Genomic DNA, 16,267 nt, shown 5'->3' on the forward strand with positions numbered 1-16,267 from the left:
ACTTCGGCGAGTCAGAACTCGATGAAAAATGAGGATGGATCGAGCGCCGAAATCCGCGATCCGCAACCTGACGGCGCTATCGCGCGCAACAGCGTTCGAAGAGTGGCTTCGCCACCGCCAGCACGCTTTGCCTGGTGGTCTCGTCCATGTCGTCGAGAACTTCGACACCGCCAGCCAACTGCTCGTCGGACGGAAATTCGCCACCGGGTGTTTGGTATGACACCAGTCGCCATGCCGCCGCCTGCACCGGGTCGGACAAGCGCGGCAACGGCGAGGACAGCAACTGGTCAAGCGTGGTCATGGATTCCCGGTGCCCCTTGAGCGCCAGCGCTTCCAGTTCCGAGATGATGGCCTTGGCTTCGTTCTCGTCGACGGGAGCGAATTCCGGCGCTTCATCTGGCGCGCGATCCCGGAGTGCGCCATTTACCAGGGCCTGCCCGCGTCTGCGCAGCAGGAGCTCCTGTGCATCCAGGCTGCCATTCGACGCAGCAGTTCGCAAGAGCTGATCGACCTGGCGATATTCGCTGGGGCCGACCTTCTGGCATTCGGCGCTCCTCGCATGGGCCTCTTGCATCAAATGCGCCGCCAGTGCGCCGCTCGGGTCAATGTCGTAGACCTCGTCGGGGGAAGTTGCATCTGGCGCAGTTTCTTTCGTCTGTTGCTCGCAATTGGCGTACAGCACGGCAGCTTCGTAGCTTCGTTGGACATCGGCGGTTGCCGGACTCGATGGCGGTTGAATCGGCATGGTCGTTGCAGCCGCCAATGATCGTCGACTCACTTCGTCTACATAGCGTTTAGCCGCTGAATCGACGGGCACGCTTTGCTCACTGACGCCCGGCTGCTGCGGCGTGTCCTGGCAAGCGATGAGCACGGCGATAGCTGCCGACACACCGGCCATAGCGAGGACCGCTGCCTTCAATTTCGTTGCACGACGGCGCATGATGCTCGATTTAATCCGCCGGAGAACGAGGCAGAGCCTCGCCTCGCATGTGAAGCTCGACCAGCACTCGGGCCGTTTCGAGCGTGGCGGCGTGTTTCTCTTCCAGCTTGATGAGGTGGTATCCGTGCGGCCCCCGGGTCGGCTTGGAAACCTCGCCAACAGCCAGCGTGCGAACTGCGACGACGAATTCATCGGCGAGATAGAGGCCGAAGATTGACGACAGTGCGCCGCCCAGAGGCGCGGTCGCGGCGTCGTCGGAAGTGGTGCGCGCCAGATTCGCGAAGTCCGCTCCCGCGTCGAGCTTGCGCTTGAGCATCCGGGCCAGCGTGAGTGCCTGGGATTCGGACCGCGGTGTCTTGGGTCTTGTCTTCGAGCCCATGGTTTGCGCGGCGATGAAGATGTGGCTCAGGCGGTACTCGTCGTATGCCCAAGGTTGTGCCTCGAACTGGCTCCTGATTTCGGATTCGGCGATGGCTGCGCTGTCTGTGCGTTCCATCGCGGGCTCCGCGGCGCAGGTCCTCGAATGAAGGCCGAAGCTTGCCGCGGCCAGTACCAGCGCGGCGAACAGACACTGCCTGAGTTCAATACTTGCCATAAGGCAGTCTCCGAAGGGGCGTGGACCCAGGGCCGTTCAATGGATGTGCGAGACCCGCTTGCCGTGATCCCCCAGAAAGCGGTTCACGCCCACAGGGTCGTCGGTGGTGATGAGTCCAAAGCCCTGATAGAGGAGGTAGCCCTGGTCCCCGCGGTGATCGGCTGTGTCCTTCCCGCCCGAGTACGAGAAGAAGAGATCCGAAAGCCGGTAGCAGCATTGCCCCGTGTTCTGGTAGAACTGTCCGGACACAGGACCGTCTGGGATTGCATGGAATACGCCCACGCGTTTACCGGCCCTCCTGGCTGTATCCATCTGCCCCTGGAGCAGGCCACCATCCTGCTTCACGTTGATCTCCAGGGTGTTGACGTATCCCTGCCAGGCGGCCCTGCTGCTCGATACATCGATCTTGGACAGCATGTTCGTGGTGAACACGGGGATCGCCGTGATGTACTTGGCATTGCCAATGAATGCCGACGGCGTAGGGAACAGTGTTGCGTTCACCTTGACGGCAACCACGTCGTCAGGGCGGCCGAACTTTTGCAGTGCGATCGTGTGGACCGCTCTGACGGCATCGGCCGTCTTGGTGTCGAAGACCATCGGGACGGTCATGCCCTGGCTCTTCCAGTAATCGAAGAGTTGGTCGAGGCGCGGCGGGTGATAGCCGGTGGCGACGCTTCGATCGGGCGTCAGCAACTCGAGTTGCTGGACCGTGTTCCAGGCAACGGTGCTCACCGCGGGGTTTCGTCCCTGATTGGTCATGGGGTTGTACTTGGATCCCCCCATGACGGCATACACGTTCGTTGTTCTGCCGAGATTGAAGTCGTGCATCAGGATGGGCACCCCATCCTTCGTCACTTTGACGTCCAATTCGACGCCATCCATGCACTTGAGATCGGCTTGAGACAGCGATCCTCTGGAGTTCTCAGGCAGGGAGGGGATGCCGGCGTACTTTCCCCAGAGCCCGCGGTGGGCGAGCACCAGCGTGTCGGTGGTGTAGCTGGTGCCGAGAATTTCCCGCATCTTGGTCGTCGTATTGCCGCAAGACGCAAAGGCGAATTGAGGTGCAGCACAGATGGCTGCCAGCAGCGCGGGCCCGATGGTTTTCGCCGGGTTCAGTTTTCGAAGGCTGAGGTGTTGCATGGTGGAGGGAGGGATTGAAGGTGTTGGAGTAGGGCCCTGGCCCATCCTAATAATTCACTGTGACTGAATTATTAAATCGAGCGGGGCAGAGAACTTTCTGCGAGGCCGGTGCCGTCAAGGCGCTTGGTGGTCGGGGAGCCAGCGCACCTTGTAGAGCCGGATGTCCGGCACGGCGATGGCACCTTCGGGCGCGAGCAGCCGGATGTGATGGGACCACCAGCGCTCCTCGTGCTGCTGGAAGGCGATGCGGCCCGTGCGGGCTTCGACGCTGACGGCCTTGATGTTGCGCAGGCCGGCCAGCGGCGCATAGGCCTCGTAGACGCCGGTATCGGGGTCGAACTGCCAGACGCCGTCGTCGGTGCTCAGGACCAGCTCGTGGCCACCCGGAAGCCGGGCGAGGTCGTGTCCGTCCGCCTTGCCTGGCAGCGGCCAGGACGCCACCAATGCCAGCCGCGGCGCCGGAGAGTCCCAGTCCGTCAGCTTGTACGCTCTGACGGCCTCGTGGCCCAGCGCATACAGCAGGGATCGGCGCTCATCCCACACGACGCCATGGCCCGAGTACAGCTCGGTGGCATGGAGCATGCGGCCCGGCAAGCTCGCGTCATAGATCTCGATGCGGTTGCCCTGCGGTGCCAGGGATGCGGCTACAGCGATGCGATGGCCCGGCAGCATCTCGGCGGAATGCGCCATGGCCACCTGCGCCCAGAACGTGGCATGGCCGGTCCGCAGGTCGACCAGCGCAACGCCGCCCGTCGAGGCCGTGACCAGGACCGCGCTGGCGCCCAGGACAGGCTTGCATTCATCGATCTTGTCGAACAGCCCCGACTTGTAGGCCTCAGGCATGTTGCCGTCGGTTCGAGGCGACCACGACCATGTCACTGTCGAACGATCACCGTCGACTTCGTACTTGCGAACCGCATCGCTGCCGCAGGCCAGAAGCGCAGCACCGTGCGAGCTTGCGCCGAACAGCAGCGCCGAAGCGAGAAACAGCGTGGCGCGAACTTTGCCTGCAAGGCGGACCGGCAATGGAGACATGACAGTGATCCTTCGAATGAGTGCGAGAGCGGTGAGGCACGTCGCCCAGACACCGAACCGCCGCCAGTCTATTTAATCACTGTGACTGAATTATTAAGGGAGAAAGATGCTCATGCACTCCAATCGCACCATCACAGGAAGAAGTGCTCCTTGAACGGCAGCGCGGCCGCACCGATGGCCGTGGCATCGCTGGGCGCTTCGGCTGGCACGAGGCGCGGCTCGGGCCGCTTGCGCCCGCGCCGGGGCTTGTTGTCGATGGTCGAGCCGGCGATCAGGCGTTCGGCCAGCGCCCGCGGCAGCCGCCCGCCGTAGACGATGGCGTCGGGGTCGAGCAACGCGACGGTGGCCGAGACGATCAGCGACATCGCAGGACGCGCACGCTCCAGCCATCGATCGCAGGCCGGCCAATGAGGGTTGAACTGCGCGAGCATCGCGCCGATGTCCGCGAAGGCCAGGCCGTCCGAGGCCAGCATTTCGCGCAGCAACTCCAGTGTGGGTGCCTCGATTCCCGGTATCGACAGCATGCCGGCGACTTCGCCTGCGTTGCCGTGGGCGCCGCGCACGCACCGGCCATTGACAATCAGGCCGCCTCCCAGGCCCAGGCTGAAGTACAGGTAGACGAAGCTGCGCGCCCAGCGCCCCACACCCAGCATGCTCTCTCCGACGGCGGCCACGGTGCCGTCGTTGTCCAGCCACACGGGGTGTCCCAGCTCCCGCGCGAGCAACTCGTCTAGGTCGACCAGCGCGAGATCGTCCAGCGGGGAGGGGGAGTTCACCCGGCGGCCTTCGCCCACGAAGAAGCCGGTGATGCCCACACCCAGGCCGAACAGCCGATTGGGCGAAACCTTGTGCGTGTGCAGCAGCGTCTGCGTGTGCTGGCGCAGCACCGCGACCAGCTTGCTGCGATCGAGGTTCGGCGTCTGCACGTGCCTCTGTCCGAGCACATTGCCCGCGAAGTCGACGATGGCCGAGCTGACGCTGTCCGTGGTGATCGAAAAGCCGATCGTGCAGGCATGGCCGGGCACCAGCTCGACCGCCTGGCTCGGCTTGCCCCGGCCTTCGCGCGGCAAGGTCTCGCCCAGGTGAAGCAAACCGCGGTCGCGCAACTCGTCGACCAGCCGCATCACCGACTGCGCCGCCAGGCCGGTGGCACGGGTGAGGTCCGCCCGGGACATCCGTCCTTGGCGACGGACCAGATCGAGCAGTTCCCGCTCGTTGGGGCTGGCGACCACGGGGTCGGCAGGCGTACGCCAGAAGGTCCGGGGCGGCGTGGCCGTGCCCGGGCGGTGCAAGTCATCTTCCATGCATCAAGTTTATATACATGAAAGGTGACATAAATAAGAAAAGTCCGTCGTCTCTTTGATTTCCTAGGGATACTGCGATGAATTTAATAATTCAGTCACAGTGAATAAATACAGTCGAAGTCGTTGTCAGGGGGATGCACGCCCTTGCCACGAACCACTCATTCATCTGGAGCCGTCATGCAAGCATTGTTCAGCCGGGTCGTACTGCTGAGCGTCCCTTTCGTCCTGGGCGTCCTGCCACTGTCCGTGACCCGGGCGTGGGCGCAGGCGCAGCCTGGCCCTTCGCCAGCGTCGTCCGCCGAGCCCTCCGCGCCGGCCACGGAACTGGCGCCCGTGGTCATCACGGGCCGCGCCCTGTCGGCGAAGAAGGCGATCGCAGAGAAGCGCGCCGAGCGTGTCGTGTCGGACGGCGTGTCCTCCGACGAGATCGGTTCGATCCCCGATTTTGGTCTGGGCGAGGCGCTGCAGCGCGTGCCCGGTGTGTCGATGATCGTCAACAACGGCCGCGGCGAGGCGCAGTTCATGACCCTGCGCGGCTTTAACCCCGACTACAACAGCGTCACGATCGACGGCATCGCACTGCCCGCGACGGAAACCACGCGCCGCGTCGTTTCGCTGGACGTCATTCCCGCGTCGCTGGCCAGCCAGGTGTCGGTCTACAAGACCTTCACGCCGGAGATGGAAGGCAACGCCATCGGCGGCCTGACGAACCTGCGCACGCGCAGCGCATTCGACAATCCCGGGCAGCACTTTTCGCTGCGCACCGATCTGTCGGACTGGACCAATCACCGGCGCCTCGACAGATCATCGCCTTCCGGACAACTCGAAGGCACGATGAGTACCACCTTCGGCGAGCACAACGAATTCGGTGCGCTGCTGTCGGGCAGCTATTTCCGGCGGGTCTCGTCGTCGCTGAACACCGCGATCGACAGCTACAGCTTCTACCCCAAGGGCGGCGCGCAGACCAACGCCGCCAAGCTCAACCCTGCCACCGCCGACGTCAGCAACGCCATTGCATTCCCCGACCGCCTGCGCTGGCTGACCTACGACAACATCCGCGAGCGCAAGAGCCTGTTCGGCAAGCTCGAATACGACAACCACAGCAACTTCCGCGCGCACCTGACGGGTGGCTGGTTCCAGCACCTGAACGACGAAGACCGTCGCGCGCAGTGGCTGCAGAACACCGCCACCGCCTCCTCGCCCGTGACGGTCAACGGCCTGACCGGTAGCGCCGCAAGCGGCCAGTCGCAGACCGACTACGCCAAGTTCGACCAAAACCGCCAACTGCGCTATGTCGAGGCCGGGGCCGAGTACCAGCCCTGGGACCGCGGCCTGATCGACGTGACGTACAACGAGGCGAGCGGCAGCTACCGGCAGGACTCCAAGCTGCACACCTTCGCGACCGGCAACAGCACGGCGCTGGGCTACGACTACACGCTGGTGCCCGGCTCCGTGCCGGTCTTCACGCCCAGGAACGGCAGCGCCCTCTACGACACGAGCCGCTACAACCTGACGGAAAACACCTCGCAGGTCGAGCAGTCGACCACGCACCAGCACACGCTCAAGGTCAACCTCAGCCACAACCTGGAGGACGGCGCGCAGGGCTGGGGCTTCAAGACCGGCTTCCAGCTGCGGGACCTGACGAAGAACTACAACTTCGACGAGCAGCGTTTCAACCCCGCCACCGGCCGGCCGATCACGCTGGCGCAGGTCGGCGCCAGCAGCGCGATGGTGGTTCCCTACAACAGCAACGGGCGCTCGCTGCTGCTGGTGGATCCGGCGCTTGCCCAGGCCTACTTCAATGCCAATCCGGGCCGCTACACGCTGTCCCCTGATCAGGTGGCGCGCAGCACGTCGCAGGACTTCGATGTTTCCGAGCGCATCAGCGCCGCCTACGGCATGGCGGCCTACCAGCTGGAGAACTTCACCGCGACCGCAGGGGCCCGCGTCGAGCATGCCGCCACGCGCATCGACACCTGGATGCCCACGCCGCTGAACCAGTCCACCACCTACGGCCAGACGTCGCAATCGTCCAGTCGCACCGACGTGCTGCCTTCGGTGAACCTGAGCTGGGACATCCATCCCGACCTGCGCCTGCGCACCGGCCTGGGCCGTTCGCTGGCGCGCCCGATCTACTCCGACCTGGGGCAGAACTCCAGCTCCGTCGCCGGCAACATCATCACCACGACCCAGGCCAACCCGGACCTGCAGCCGCGCAAGTCCCGCAACCTCGACGTTTCGCTCGAGTGGCACCCCTCGCTCGATTCGATGGTGTCGGTGGCGCTGTTCGACAAGAACATTTCCAACGAGATCGCACGCCTGACCTCGACCAACAACCTGATGATCGGCGGTGCGAGCTACACGCAGAACCTGACGCAGGCCTCCAACGTCGGGACGGCCAAGGTCAATGGCCTGGAGCTCGGCGCGACCGATGTGCACTTCGACTTCCTGCCGGCGCCTTTCAACGCCTTCGGCGGGGCCGCGAACTTCACGCTGATGGACCAGAAGCCCGCAAGCGTGCGCATGAGCAACGGCACCAGCCGCGCCATGCCCCAGATGCAGGACTCGCCCACGCGCATGGCCAACCTGGCCCTGTTGTGGGGCAGCGGCGCCTGGAGCGGGCAGGTCGCCTACAACTACACCGGCAAGACCCTGACTTCGCTGTCGACCACGAACTCTGCACTGGACATCTACTACGCCGCGATCAAGACGGTCGACATGCAGGTGCGTTACCAGTACAGCAAGGCGCTGTCCTTCGCTCTGCAGGCGAAGAACCTCACCGGTGCGAAGCTGCGCCGGGTGACGGGTCCGGGGCAATCCCTGCTCAACCAGGAGATCGACAACGGCAAGTCGTACTGGTTCGGCATGACCTATGCACTCTGACGGCGCAGCTCATGGCCCGCACCCCGCCCACTCAATCCATTCGCTCCAACTCATGATGAAACAACACCGACTTTCCGAGCGCACGCGGCACGCGCTGTATCGCTTCGCCACCCTCGCTGCATGCGGCATGTGCCTTGGCTCGCAAGCCTTCGCTGCAACCGCAACCACCACCGGCGGCAGCAACCCCTACGGCTTCGATGCGTTGTGGAGCCAGGGCGACCTGGTGGCCCGGACCGTGCTCGTGATCCTTGCGATCATGAGCATGGGCACCTGGTACCTCATCGTGACCAAGCTGCTCGAGCAGGGCAAGATGAAGCGCCAGGCGGCCAACGCAGGGCGTGAATTCTGGAGCGCCCACAGCACCGAAGAGGGCGTCGAAAAGCTGGCCGACGGCAGCCCCTTTCGCTTCATTGCAGATGCAGGCCTGAATGCCACCCGCAAGCATGTGGGGCTACAGGCCAAGGTCGACTTCTACGATTGGGTGGAGCTCTCCATCCACCGCGCCACCGAGCGCGTGCAGCGGCGCCTGGGCAACGGCATGTCGTTCCTCGCGACGGTGGGGTCCACCTCGCCCTTCATCGGGCTGTTCGGCACGGTCTGGGGCATCTACCATGCGCTCACCGCCATCGGTGTGGCGGGGCAGGCCAGCATCGACAAGGTCGCCGGCCCGGTGGGCGAGGCACTGATCATGACCGCCATCGGCCTGGCCGTCGCGGTGCCCGCGGTCCTGGGCTACAACTGGCTGCTGCGCCGCAATGTCGGCGTGATGGACGAGGTGCGCGACTTCGGCGGCGAACTGCATACGGCGCTGCTTCTGTACACGACGCAGCTCGTATCGCCCCCGAGGCAGGCCGCATGACGAGTCTTTGAGACCGGAGCAACGCGATGGCCATGAACATCCCCGCTGCCGATGGCGACGAAGACCAGGTCGTCTCGGCGATCAACACCACGCCGCTGGTGGACGTGATGCTGGTGCTGTTGATCATCTTCCTGATCACCATTCCCGTGGCCAACCACGCGGTCCCGGTGGATCTGCCCAAGGAGCGCAACGAAGTGCGCGTGAGCAAGGCGGAGGACGTCGTGATTTCGGTGGACGCCCGCGGCGACATCTACTGGCTCGACAGCCGCCTGCCCGACGACGCGGCGCTGGCCGGGCGGCTGCGCGCGGTGGCCGCGATGAACCCGCAGCCCGAAGTGCAGATCCGCGGCGACGGCGCGAGCGACTACGAGCCTGTGGGCCGGGTCATCAACGCCTGTCGCAGCGCCGGCATTGCCAAGGTGGGCTTCATCACCGAACCTCCGCCCAACGACTGAACCATGCGCAAGATCAGGAAACCCCCACGCCAATCCGCTGCGGCAGACGCGCCGGTCGCGGACATCAACACCACGCCGTTGATCGACGTGATGCTGGTGCTGTTGATCATGCTGATCATCACCATCCCGGTCCAGCTGCACGCGGTCAATCTGAACATGCCCACGGCCAGCGCACCGCCCAGTGAACCCAGGCCCGAAGTGCTGCACGTCGACGTGAGCGCCGCCGGCGTGGTGGCGTGGAACGGCGAGCCGCTGGCCGACCGGGCCGAGCTCGTGCGCCGCATGGAACAGCTCGTCGCACAGCCCGATCAGCCGCCGGTGTACCTGCGGCCAGACCGCAAGGCGAAATACGAGGTGGTCGCTGCCGTGCTGGCCGCGGCGCAGCGCGCCGGCCTGACCCGGATCGGCATCGTCGGCTCACAGGCGCTGGCTCCATGAGCGCGACCCTGCCTGTTGCGAGCCTCGGCCGCGTGAAGGACTTCAAGCCTGCGAACCGCTTCGGCCCGGCAGGCCTGACAGTGATGGTGGGGCTGCACCTGCTGATCGGCTATGCGCTGGTCACCGGGCTGGCGCGCAAGGCGGTGGAGGCTGTCGCCAGGAAGCCGCTGGAAGCCGTCATCGTCCAGGAGGTGAAGCCGCCGAAGGTCGAGAAGATCGTCGAGGCCCGCAAGACGGCAACGCCGCAGCCGGCCCGTGCGCCGCGGCCCGAGGTCGTGCGAACGCCCGCGCCTGTTCCCGTGCCGCCGCCGGCGCCTCCCGTCGTTGCGATGCAGAGTCCTGAACCTGCCCCTGCACCGGCACCATCGCCGCCGGCCCCACCAGTGCCGTCCCCTGCGCCATCCCCCGCGCCGGCCCGGTCACCATCGTCGAGCGTGGGCGTGGTGTGCCCGGGTTACCAGGCCGCGCTGCAAAGCGGCCTGGCCGGTGTCTTCGAGCGGGTCGGCTTGGCCGCCACGGTCAAGGTGCAGTTCCGCGTGCACGGCGGCGCCGTGCTCGACGTGAGCCTGCTGTCGGGCCCGCGCGAATACCAGCGTGCAGTGCAGGCTGCGGTGCGCCGCTTCACCTGCAAGTCCGAAGGGGCAGAGGAGGCACTCGTGGTCTTCGACGTCAATTTCCGTGCCGAATAGCCGGCAACCCGGGTCTGTATCCATGTCCATGTTTTCGATGCTCCGCACCGCCGTGTTGCTCGCCCTGCAGGCCTTCGCGCTGCTCGGTGCCCACGCGCAGGCCCCGCTGAAGTACGCCGACTTCGATGCGGCCGCGCTGACGCGCGACAACTTCTACAAGGTGCTCGAACCCGTGGCCCGGCGCGAAGGCAAGCTCATGCTCTACAACTTCGCGGGCAATTTCGATCCGGTGTGGAAGCTCGGCTTGATCCCGCGTTTCGAGGCGCGCTACGGCATCAAGGTCGAGTACCGCAACGTACGCCAGGCGCAGGCCAACCAGCAGCTGATGGCCGTCCACAAGGCCGGTGCGCCTTCGCCGGTGGATGTGTACTTTGCCGGGAGCACCGACAGCTTCGAGGTGCTGCGTTCCGCCGGCGTGATCGCACAGCTGGACCTGGCCAATGTCATGCCCAATCTCTCGGCGGTTCCTGCCGAGTACAAGCACGCGATCTTCGGCGTGGACACCGGCGGCGCATGGCCGCTGGTGCATCTGAACCAGACCGCGCTGGGCTACGACAGCGCGCTGCTGCCCACCGCCGAGGTGCCCGCGAAATTCGAGTCGCTGCTGGCGTGGGCGCAGAAGAATCCCGGGAAGTTCGCCATCACCTCGCCCGCCAAGGGCGGCTCCGGCAGCGGGTTCCTGTATGCGGCCGCGCTGCACTTCGCCAGCGATCCGGCATGCCGCAAGACCCTCGCGAGCGCGCGCATGACCGAGGACGAGGCCGTGCAATGGGCCGCGACCGCAAGCTGCCTCGACCCGCTGTGGGCGTACCTCACGCAACTGCTCAAGGTGGCGGAGCTGACCAACGGCAACGCCGACACGCTGAACCTGCTCAACAACCGGCAGGCCTGGATCGGCACCACGTGGGAAGACCTGTCCCTGGCGTTCGTCCGCGACAGGCAACTGCCGTCCAGCTTCAGGCTCACGCTGCTCGAGAGCGGCATGGCCGCCAGCGGCGACGGCCTGATCGTGCCGGCCAATGCCAGGAATCCGGCTGCGGCGCTGCTGTTCATCGACATGGCGTTCGACCGCGAGTTCCAGGTCTGGAAGCTGGAGCACCACGCCTCGCGTTCGCCGCGCAACGACGTCGACCCTGCGGCCGTTGCGAGCGCCGCAACGGCACCCTATCTGGTGCCCGCCGCGCAGATGCGCACGCGCTCCGTGCCGGCCAACTGGCTGGTGACGCGCGGGCTGATCCGCGCATTCGAAGACAAGGTGCTCGCGAAGCGCTGAGCACGCCATCTCCTGTTCCATCCTCCATTTCCTGAAGCGGCAAACGATGGCCTCCCTGACACTGAGCGGCGTTCACAAATCCTACGGTTCGACCGTGGCGCTGGCGCCCACCGACTTCGAAGTGCCGCATGGCGAGTTCGTCACGCTCCTGGGGCCTTCGGGCTGCGGCAAGACGACCCTGCTGCGCATCGTGGCCGGCATTGCGAGCGCCAGCGGCGGCGAGATCCGGCTCGGCGGGCGGCGCATCGACACCTTGCCGCCCGAGCACCGTGACGTGGCCATGGTGTTCCAGACCTACGCGCTGTTTCCGCACATGAGCGTGCGCAAGAACCTGGGCTTCGGCCTGCGTATGAAGAAGATCGCGCCGGCCGAGCAGGCCAGCCGCATTGAACACGCCGTGGCCATCTGCAGGCTCGACGGCCTGCTGGACCGGATGCCGCGCCAGCTCTCGGGCGGGCAGCAGCAGCGCGTGGCGCTGGCGCGCGCGATCGTGATGCAGCCGGCGCTGTTGCTCTTCGACGAGCCCCTGTCCAACCTCGACGCCAAGCTGCGCGAAAGCCTGCGCGACGAGCTGGTCGCGCTGCACCGGCGTGTCGGCACGACCAGCCTGTACGTCACGCACGACCAGACCGAGGCGATGGCGATGTCGGACCGCATCATGGTGATGAACGCCGGGCGCATCGTCGAAAGCGGCACCCCGCTCGCGCTGTACCGCCGGCCAGTGGACGCATTCACGGCGCACTTCCTTGGGCACACGCACCTGCTGCGCCTGCCGGTCACGGGCCGCGGCAAGGACTGCAGGGTGATGCTGCCCTGGGGCGCGTCCGCCGCCATCGACGACCTGGCCGACGGTGCCGATTCCGCGCTGGTGTCGCTGCGGCCCGAGGACCTGTGGGTCGTGCCCGATGCCGAAGGCGCCGGCGAGGTCACGGCCGCGAGTTTCACGGGAGCGCAGCTGAACTACACGGTGCGCATCGCGGATCTGAGCCTGCGCGTCACCGTCACGGCCGGCGATGGCGCGACATTGCTGCCCGTGGGGCAGCGCGTGAGCGTCACTGCTGCAGAGCGCCTGCACGCTTTGAAATCCGCGGACGAGGACTCGAACCGCGGGACTCGCCCATGATGAAGAACGCATCCGCGGCGGACACGCGCGCCCGGCTGCTGGCCTGGGCCTGCCTGCTGCCCGGCGTGGTCTTTCTTGGCGCGCTGTTCGCTGGTCCGCTGCTGTGGAGCCTGGCGGGCAGCCTGGGCCTCGACCAAGGACTGGCCGGTTTCACGCTCGAGCACTATGCGCAGATCTTCACTCGCCCGGCCTTGCGCAGCGGGCTCCTGGTGTCGATCTACTACGGCGTCGCTCCGGTGCTGGTGACGCTCGTCCTCTCGATCGGCCTGGCGCTGCTGCTGCGCCGCCACTTCCGCGGGCGCGCGTGGTTCAACGGGCTGTACAAGATACCGATGGCGGTGCCGGGCATCATTGCCGCGCTGATCGTCATGACCCTGGCCGAACGCGGCGGCTTCCTCGACCGGCTGGCCGCGCCGTTCGGCCTCGCGCTGCCTCGCCTGGTGCGCGACCCCTGGGGCGTGGGCGTCATCCTGACCTCGGTCTGGAAGCAGCTGCCGTTCATGACCCTGGTGATCACCGGCGCCTTCGCCGCCATCCCGCAGGAGGTGAGCCACGCCGCGCGCACGCTGGGCGCAGGCCGCTGGCGCACGCTGCTGTGGGTGGAGCTGCCGATGGCGCTGCCCGGCATCTCGGCCGCGGTGCTGCTGACTTTCATCGGCACCATGGGCTCGTTCGCCATCCCCGATCTGGTGGGGCCGCCTTCTCCGCGTCCGCTGGCCGTGCACATGTACGCGGAGTTCGGCAGCGGCCATCTGCCGCTGGTCTACGCCATCGGCATGTTGCTCAGCGCCTTCGCGGTCGCGGTGCTGCTGGGCTACTACGCGTTGAGTGCGCGGGCTGCCCGGCTGCTGGGCGGCAGCGCCCGAAAGGACGACCATGAGTGAGGCGGCGTTGATCTCCCCGGCGCGTCGGCGCTTCGAGCCCGAAGACCGGATCTGGGTGTCGGCGGGCCTGTTCGCGGCCCTCGCATTGGCCTTGGGGCTGCCCTTGCTGCTGCTGGTGCTGTGGAGTGTGGCCGGGCGCTGGCCCGCACCGGACCTGCTGCCCAGCAGCTACACCGGCGCCCTCTGGCGGGCCGTGTTCGACGATGGCGACGTACTGGGCGCGGCGATCACCAGCACCGTCATCGCCGTGCTCGTGACCGTGCTGACCGCGATCGTGGCACTGCCCACAGCCTGGGCGATGGCCAAGTTTCCGCTGCGCTGCAGGCGCGCGGTCGAGGTGTTCGTGCTGGCGCCGGTGATCGTGCCGGGCATCGTCGTTGCCGTGGGCGTGGGGCAGGTGTTCCTCGGATGGGGCTTGACCTACACCGTGCCCGGCGTGGTGCTGGTGCAGATGGTGGGCACGCTGCCGCTGATGATCCGGCTGCTCGTGGCCAGCTTCGAGACCCTGCCCGACGAGTTGCTCCACGCCGCGCGCTCGCTCGGCGCGAGCCCGCTGCGCGCCGTGTGGCACGTGGCGCTGCCGCTGTGCACGCCGGGGCTGCTGGCCGGCGCGCTGCTGTCCTTCGTCGGCAGCTTCGAGGAGTTCGACAAGACTTTCCTCGTCGGCGCGCCGGCGGTGCAGACGCTGCCCGTGCTGCTGTACCACCACCTCGACCCGTATTCGCTGCAATTCCCGCTGGCCGCGGTGGTGGCGCTGATTCTTCTGCTGCCGGTGCTGGTCGTGTTCGTGCTGTCGGGGCGCATCCTGCGCGACGACCTGATGGCCGCGGGCATGGGCAAGGTCTGAAAGCGCGCCCGCGAGCCGCTCACTTTTCGTTCACTTCTCTTTCAACATCAATCACCCGCAATGGCTGTTTCCGCATTCTTGCCAACCGACGACTCCTGCATCTCGACCACCGCACTCATCGGCTCCTCGAACCCCCGCGTGCTCGTGGCCGCGCACCGTGGGGCTTGGCGGGAGCTCCCCGAAAACTCGATCTCCGCGCTCGACGACGCCATCGCGCAGGGCGCCGACATCATCGAACTCGACGTGCGTGCCACGCGCGACGACGTGCTGGTGCTGCTGCACGACCCGACGCTGGAACGCACCACGACCGGCAGCGGCGCCGTGGCCGCGCTCGATTTCGGCCAAGTGCGCCGGGCTCGTCTCAAACCCCGCGACGGCGGCAGCGCGCTCGTGCCGACGCACGAGCGCCTGCCCACGCTGGCGAGCGCGCTCGAAGCGGCGCGCGATCGCGTGGTGGTCAACATCGACGTCAAGGACACGCTGATGGCCGACCACGTCGCGCAGGCCGTCATTGCCGCGGGCATGGCCGACCAGGTGTTCGTCAAGGCCACGATCACCGAGCAGGCGCATGTGGACCAGGTCCGGGCCAGCCCCTTCTTCGGTCGCATCGCCTTCGTGCCGATGATGCAGGCCCGCCCCGGCCGTTTCGCCGAAGACCTGCGCTGGCTCGAGCCGCTGGGCTGCCAGATGTACGAGGTGGGCTTCGCCGACCTTGCAGATCTTGAGGCCGGCCGCGACGAACTTAGGCGCCAGGGCGCGCGCCTGTGGGTCAACACCATCGATTGCTCGCACAGTCTGGACTTCAACGACACGCATGCGCTGCAGGACGCCGATGCCGTCTGGGGCCGCCTGCTCGACGTCGGCGTGGGCGCGATCCAGACCGATGTCGTGCCGGACCTGGTGGCTTACCTGGCACGCAGCAAAGACCGTCAGGGCAGGGGGGCGGTGTGATGACCGCGGCGAGCGACCCGGGCCAAGTCCGCGCAGGGATGCCCGACGGACTGGCGCGTGCACACCGCATCGTGTCCGACGCGGCTGCATGCGCGCTCGAAGCGTTCAACGACCGCGGCAACCTGCGCATGCGCGCCAAGGGGCCTCAGGACTTCGTGTCGGCGGCCGACGAAAAGGTGGAGCAGTTGATCCGGGCGCGGCTCGCACTGGATTTCTTTGGCGATGCGGTGATCGGCGAAGAGGGCGGCGGGCGGCCCAGCGCGAATGCCACCTGGTTCATCGATCCGATCGACGGCACGAGCAACTTCCTGCGTGGCCTGCCGCTGTGGGGCGTGTCGCTCGGGCTGGTGCGTGGCGGCAAGCCGAGCATCGGCGTGATCGCCTTCCCGGCGCTGGACCTGATCGTCGGTGCCGAGGCCGGCTTCGGGCTGTTCGTCAACGGGCTTGCAGCGCAGCCACAGCGGCCGTTCGGAGATGTGCACCTGGCCTCGGTCGGCGACGCCGACCTGGACCTCGAGGACGCGCTGGCCACGACGCGCCGTCTGCGCGAGGCGGGGTGGGTGGTGGAGTCCTACCGCTGCACCACGCTTGGCTTGGCCTTCAGCGCGCTCGGCCGCCTCGACGGGCACCTGCAGCATCGCGTTCAGGCCTGGGACATTGCGGCGGGCTTGGTCTTGTGCGCCGAAGCCGGGCTCGAAGTGCATCACGGGCCGTTGGACGAGAGATCGACGTGGGTGCGCGCCGGGTTGCCGGAGATCCACAGGATCACGCAGCCAGGGTGGGGCATTGCTGGCGAATCCTCACCGACGCCGGTGAAGCGTTGAACCTGCGCGTTGCGGATTGCGAATCCA

General features: G+C 66.5%; 16 protein-coding genes. 11 read left to right on the top strand and 5 right to left on the bottom strand.

Annotated features, from left to right (window positions below):
- Window positions 1-76: 76 nt before the first annotated feature.
- The 5 genes from AC07O3_RS26525 to AC07O3_RS26545 form a co-directional block, all read right to left on the bottom strand.
- Window positions 77-940: a hypothetical protein gene (locus tag AC07O3_RS26525; RefSeq protein WP_495340705.1), complete on the bottom strand. Its 864-nt coding sequence runs from the start codon at window positions 938-940 to the stop codon at window positions 77-79.
- A 10-nt stretch (window positions 941-950) separates the two neighbouring features.
- Entirely contained in the window at window positions 951-1,535 is a 585-nt protein-coding gene (locus AC07O3_RS26530) for a peptidylprolyl isomerase (RefSeq protein ID WP_093178805.1), read from the bottom strand.
- A 36-nt stretch (window positions 1,536-1,571) separates the two neighbouring features.
- Window positions 1,572-2,675 (bottom strand): glycerophosphodiester phosphodiesterase family protein, encoded by a 1,104-nt coding sequence (locus tag AC07O3_RS26535; RefSeq protein WP_093178806.1) that lies wholly within the window; start codon window positions 2,673-2,675, stop codon window positions 1,572-1,574.
- Window positions 2,676-2,789: 114 nt separating this feature from the next.
- Entirely contained in the window at window positions 2,790-3,710 is a 921-nt protein-coding gene (locus AC07O3_RS26540) for a DUF6528 family protein (RefSeq protein WP_495340706.1), read from the bottom strand.
- A gap of 131 nt (window positions 3,711-3,841) precedes the next feature.
- Complete coding sequence (locus AC07O3_RS26545; protein ID WP_495340707.1) at window positions 3,842-5,014, bottom strand: ROK family transcriptional regulator; 1,173 nt, start codon at window positions 5,012-5,014, stop codon at window positions 3,842-3,844.
- 177 nt (window positions 5,015-5,191) lie between these two features.
- On the opposite strand from AC07O3_RS26545, the gene AC07O3_RS26550 reads away from it, so the two are divergent.
- From AC07O3_RS26550 to AC07O3_RS26600, 11 genes are read left to right on the top strand one after another with little or no spacing between them, the layout of a single operon-like run.
- Window positions 5,192-7,897, top strand: coding sequence for a TonB-dependent receptor (locus AC07O3_RS26550; protein ID WP_093178811.1), 2,706 nt, complete (start codon window positions 5,192-5,194; stop codon window positions 7,895-7,897).
- A gap of 55 nt (window positions 7,898-7,952) precedes the next feature.
- Window positions 7,953-8,756: a MotA/TolQ/ExbB proton channel family protein gene (locus AC07O3_RS26555; protein WP_177142443.1), complete on the top strand. Its 804-nt coding sequence runs from the start codon at window positions 7,953-7,955 to the stop codon at window positions 8,754-8,756.
- A gap of 26 nt (window positions 8,757-8,782) precedes the next feature.
- Complete coding sequence (locus tag AC07O3_RS26560; RefSeq protein WP_093178814.1) at window positions 8,783-9,211, top strand: ExbD/TolR family protein; 429 nt, start codon at window positions 8,783-8,785, stop codon at window positions 9,209-9,211.
- A 3-nt stretch (window positions 9,212-9,214) separates the two neighbouring features.
- Window positions 9,215-9,649 (top strand): ExbD/TolR family protein, encoded by a 435-nt coding sequence (locus tag AC07O3_RS26565; protein ID WP_093178815.1) that lies wholly within the window; start codon window positions 9,215-9,217, stop codon window positions 9,647-9,649.
- Entirely contained in the window at window positions 9,646-10,338 is a 693-nt protein-coding gene (locus AC07O3_RS26570; RefSeq protein ID WP_256330964.1) for a hypothetical protein, read from the top strand. Before AC07O3_RS26565 ends, AC07O3_RS26570 begins: the two co-directional genes overlap by 4 nt.
- Before the next feature lie 22 nt (window positions 10,339-10,360).
- On the top strand, window positions 10,361-11,611 hold the full coding sequence (locus tag AC07O3_RS26575; protein WP_495340708.1) for an extracellular solute-binding protein: 1,251 nt from the start codon (window positions 10,361-10,363) through the stop codon (window positions 11,609-11,611).
- A 46-nt stretch (window positions 11,612-11,657) separates the two neighbouring features.
- On the top strand, window positions 11,658-12,734 hold the full coding sequence (locus AC07O3_RS26580) for an ABC transporter ATP-binding protein (RefSeq protein WP_093178817.1): 1,077 nt from the start codon (window positions 11,658-11,660) through the stop codon (window positions 12,732-12,734).
- Window positions 12,734-13,618 carry an ABC transporter permease gene (locus AC07O3_RS26585; protein WP_093178961.1) on the top strand — a complete coding sequence of 295 codons (885 nt, stop codon included), beginning with the start codon at window positions 12,734-12,736 and terminating at the stop codon, window positions 13,616-13,618. The genes AC07O3_RS26580 and AC07O3_RS26585 overlap by 1 nt, the downstream gene beginning before the upstream one ends.
- Window positions 13,611-14,465, top strand: a complete 855-nt coding sequence (locus tag AC07O3_RS26590; protein WP_093178818.1) for an ABC transporter permease — start codon at window positions 13,611-13,613, stop codon at window positions 14,463-14,465. The genes AC07O3_RS26585 and AC07O3_RS26590 overlap by 8 nt, the downstream gene beginning before the upstream one ends.
- A 60-nt stretch (window positions 14,466-14,525) precedes the next feature.
- Window positions 14,526-15,416 carry a glycerophosphodiester phosphodiesterase family protein gene (locus tag AC07O3_RS26595; protein ID WP_495340709.1) on the top strand — a complete coding sequence of 297 codons (891 nt, stop codon included), beginning with the start codon at window positions 14,526-14,528 and terminating at the stop codon, window positions 15,414-15,416.
- Window positions 15,416-16,240 carry an inositol monophosphatase family protein gene (locus AC07O3_RS26600; RefSeq protein WP_218137528.1) on the top strand — a complete coding sequence of 275 codons (825 nt, stop codon included), beginning with the start codon at window positions 15,416-15,418 and terminating at the stop codon, window positions 16,238-16,240. Before AC07O3_RS26595 ends, AC07O3_RS26600 begins: the two co-directional genes overlap by 1 nt.
- Window positions 16,241-16,267 lie beyond the last annotated feature (27 nt).

This window comes from Variovorax sp. GW821-FHT09D05, from assembly GCF_059416325.1.

Coding starts and splice junctions, on each gene's coding strand:
- AC07O3_RS26525 (WP_495340705.1), bottom strand. CDS start 940: ATGCGCCGTCGTGCAACGAAATTGAAGGCAGCGGTCCTCGCTATGGCC.
- AC07O3_RS26530 (WP_093178805.1), bottom strand. CDS start 1,535: ATGGCAAGTATTGAACTCAGGCAGTGTCTGTTCGCCGCGCTGGTACTG.
- AC07O3_RS26535 (WP_093178806.1), bottom strand. CDS start 2,675: ATGCAACACCTCAGCCTTCGAAAACTGAACCCGGCGAAAACCATCGGG.
- AC07O3_RS26540 (WP_495340706.1), bottom strand. CDS start 3,710: ATGTCTCCATTGCCGGTCCGCCTTGCAGGCAAAGTTCGCGCCACGCTG.
- AC07O3_RS26545 (WP_495340707.1), bottom strand. CDS start 5,014: ATGGAAGATGACTTGCACCGCCCGGGCACGGCCACGCCGCCCCGGACC.
- AC07O3_RS26550 (WP_093178811.1), top strand. CDS start 5,192: ATGCAAGCATTGTTCAGCCGGGTCGTACTGCTGAGCGTCCCTTTCGTC.
- AC07O3_RS26555 (WP_177142443.1), top strand. CDS start 7,953: ATGAAACAACACCGACTTTCCGAGCGCACGCGGCACGCGCTGTATCGC.
- AC07O3_RS26560 (WP_093178814.1), top strand. CDS start 8,783: ATGGCCATGAACATCCCCGCTGCCGATGGCGACGAAGACCAGGTCGTC.
- AC07O3_RS26565 (WP_093178815.1), top strand. CDS start 9,215: ATGCGCAAGATCAGGAAACCCCCACGCCAATCCGCTGCGGCAGACGCG.
- AC07O3_RS26570 (WP_256330964.1), top strand. CDS start 9,646: ATGAGCGCGACCCTGCCTGTTGCGAGCCTCGGCCGCGTGAAGGACTTC.
- AC07O3_RS26575 (WP_495340708.1), top strand. CDS start 10,361: ATGTCCATGTTTTCGATGCTCCGCACCGCCGTGTTGCTCGCCCTGCAG.
- AC07O3_RS26580 (WP_093178817.1), top strand. CDS start 11,658: ATGGCCTCCCTGACACTGAGCGGCGTTCACAAATCCTACGGTTCGACC.
- AC07O3_RS26585 (WP_093178961.1), top strand. CDS start 12,734: ATGAAGAACGCATCCGCGGCGGACACGCGCGCCCGGCTGCTGGCCTGG.
- AC07O3_RS26590 (WP_093178818.1), top strand. CDS start 13,611: ATGAGTGAGGCGGCGTTGATCTCCCCGGCGCGTCGGCGCTTCGAGCCC.
- AC07O3_RS26595 (WP_495340709.1), top strand. CDS start 14,526: ATGGCTGTTTCCGCATTCTTGCCAACCGACGACTCCTGCATCTCGACC.
- AC07O3_RS26600 (WP_218137528.1), top strand. CDS start 15,416: ATGACCGCGGCGAGCGACCCGGGCCAAGTCCGCGCAGGGATGCCCGAC.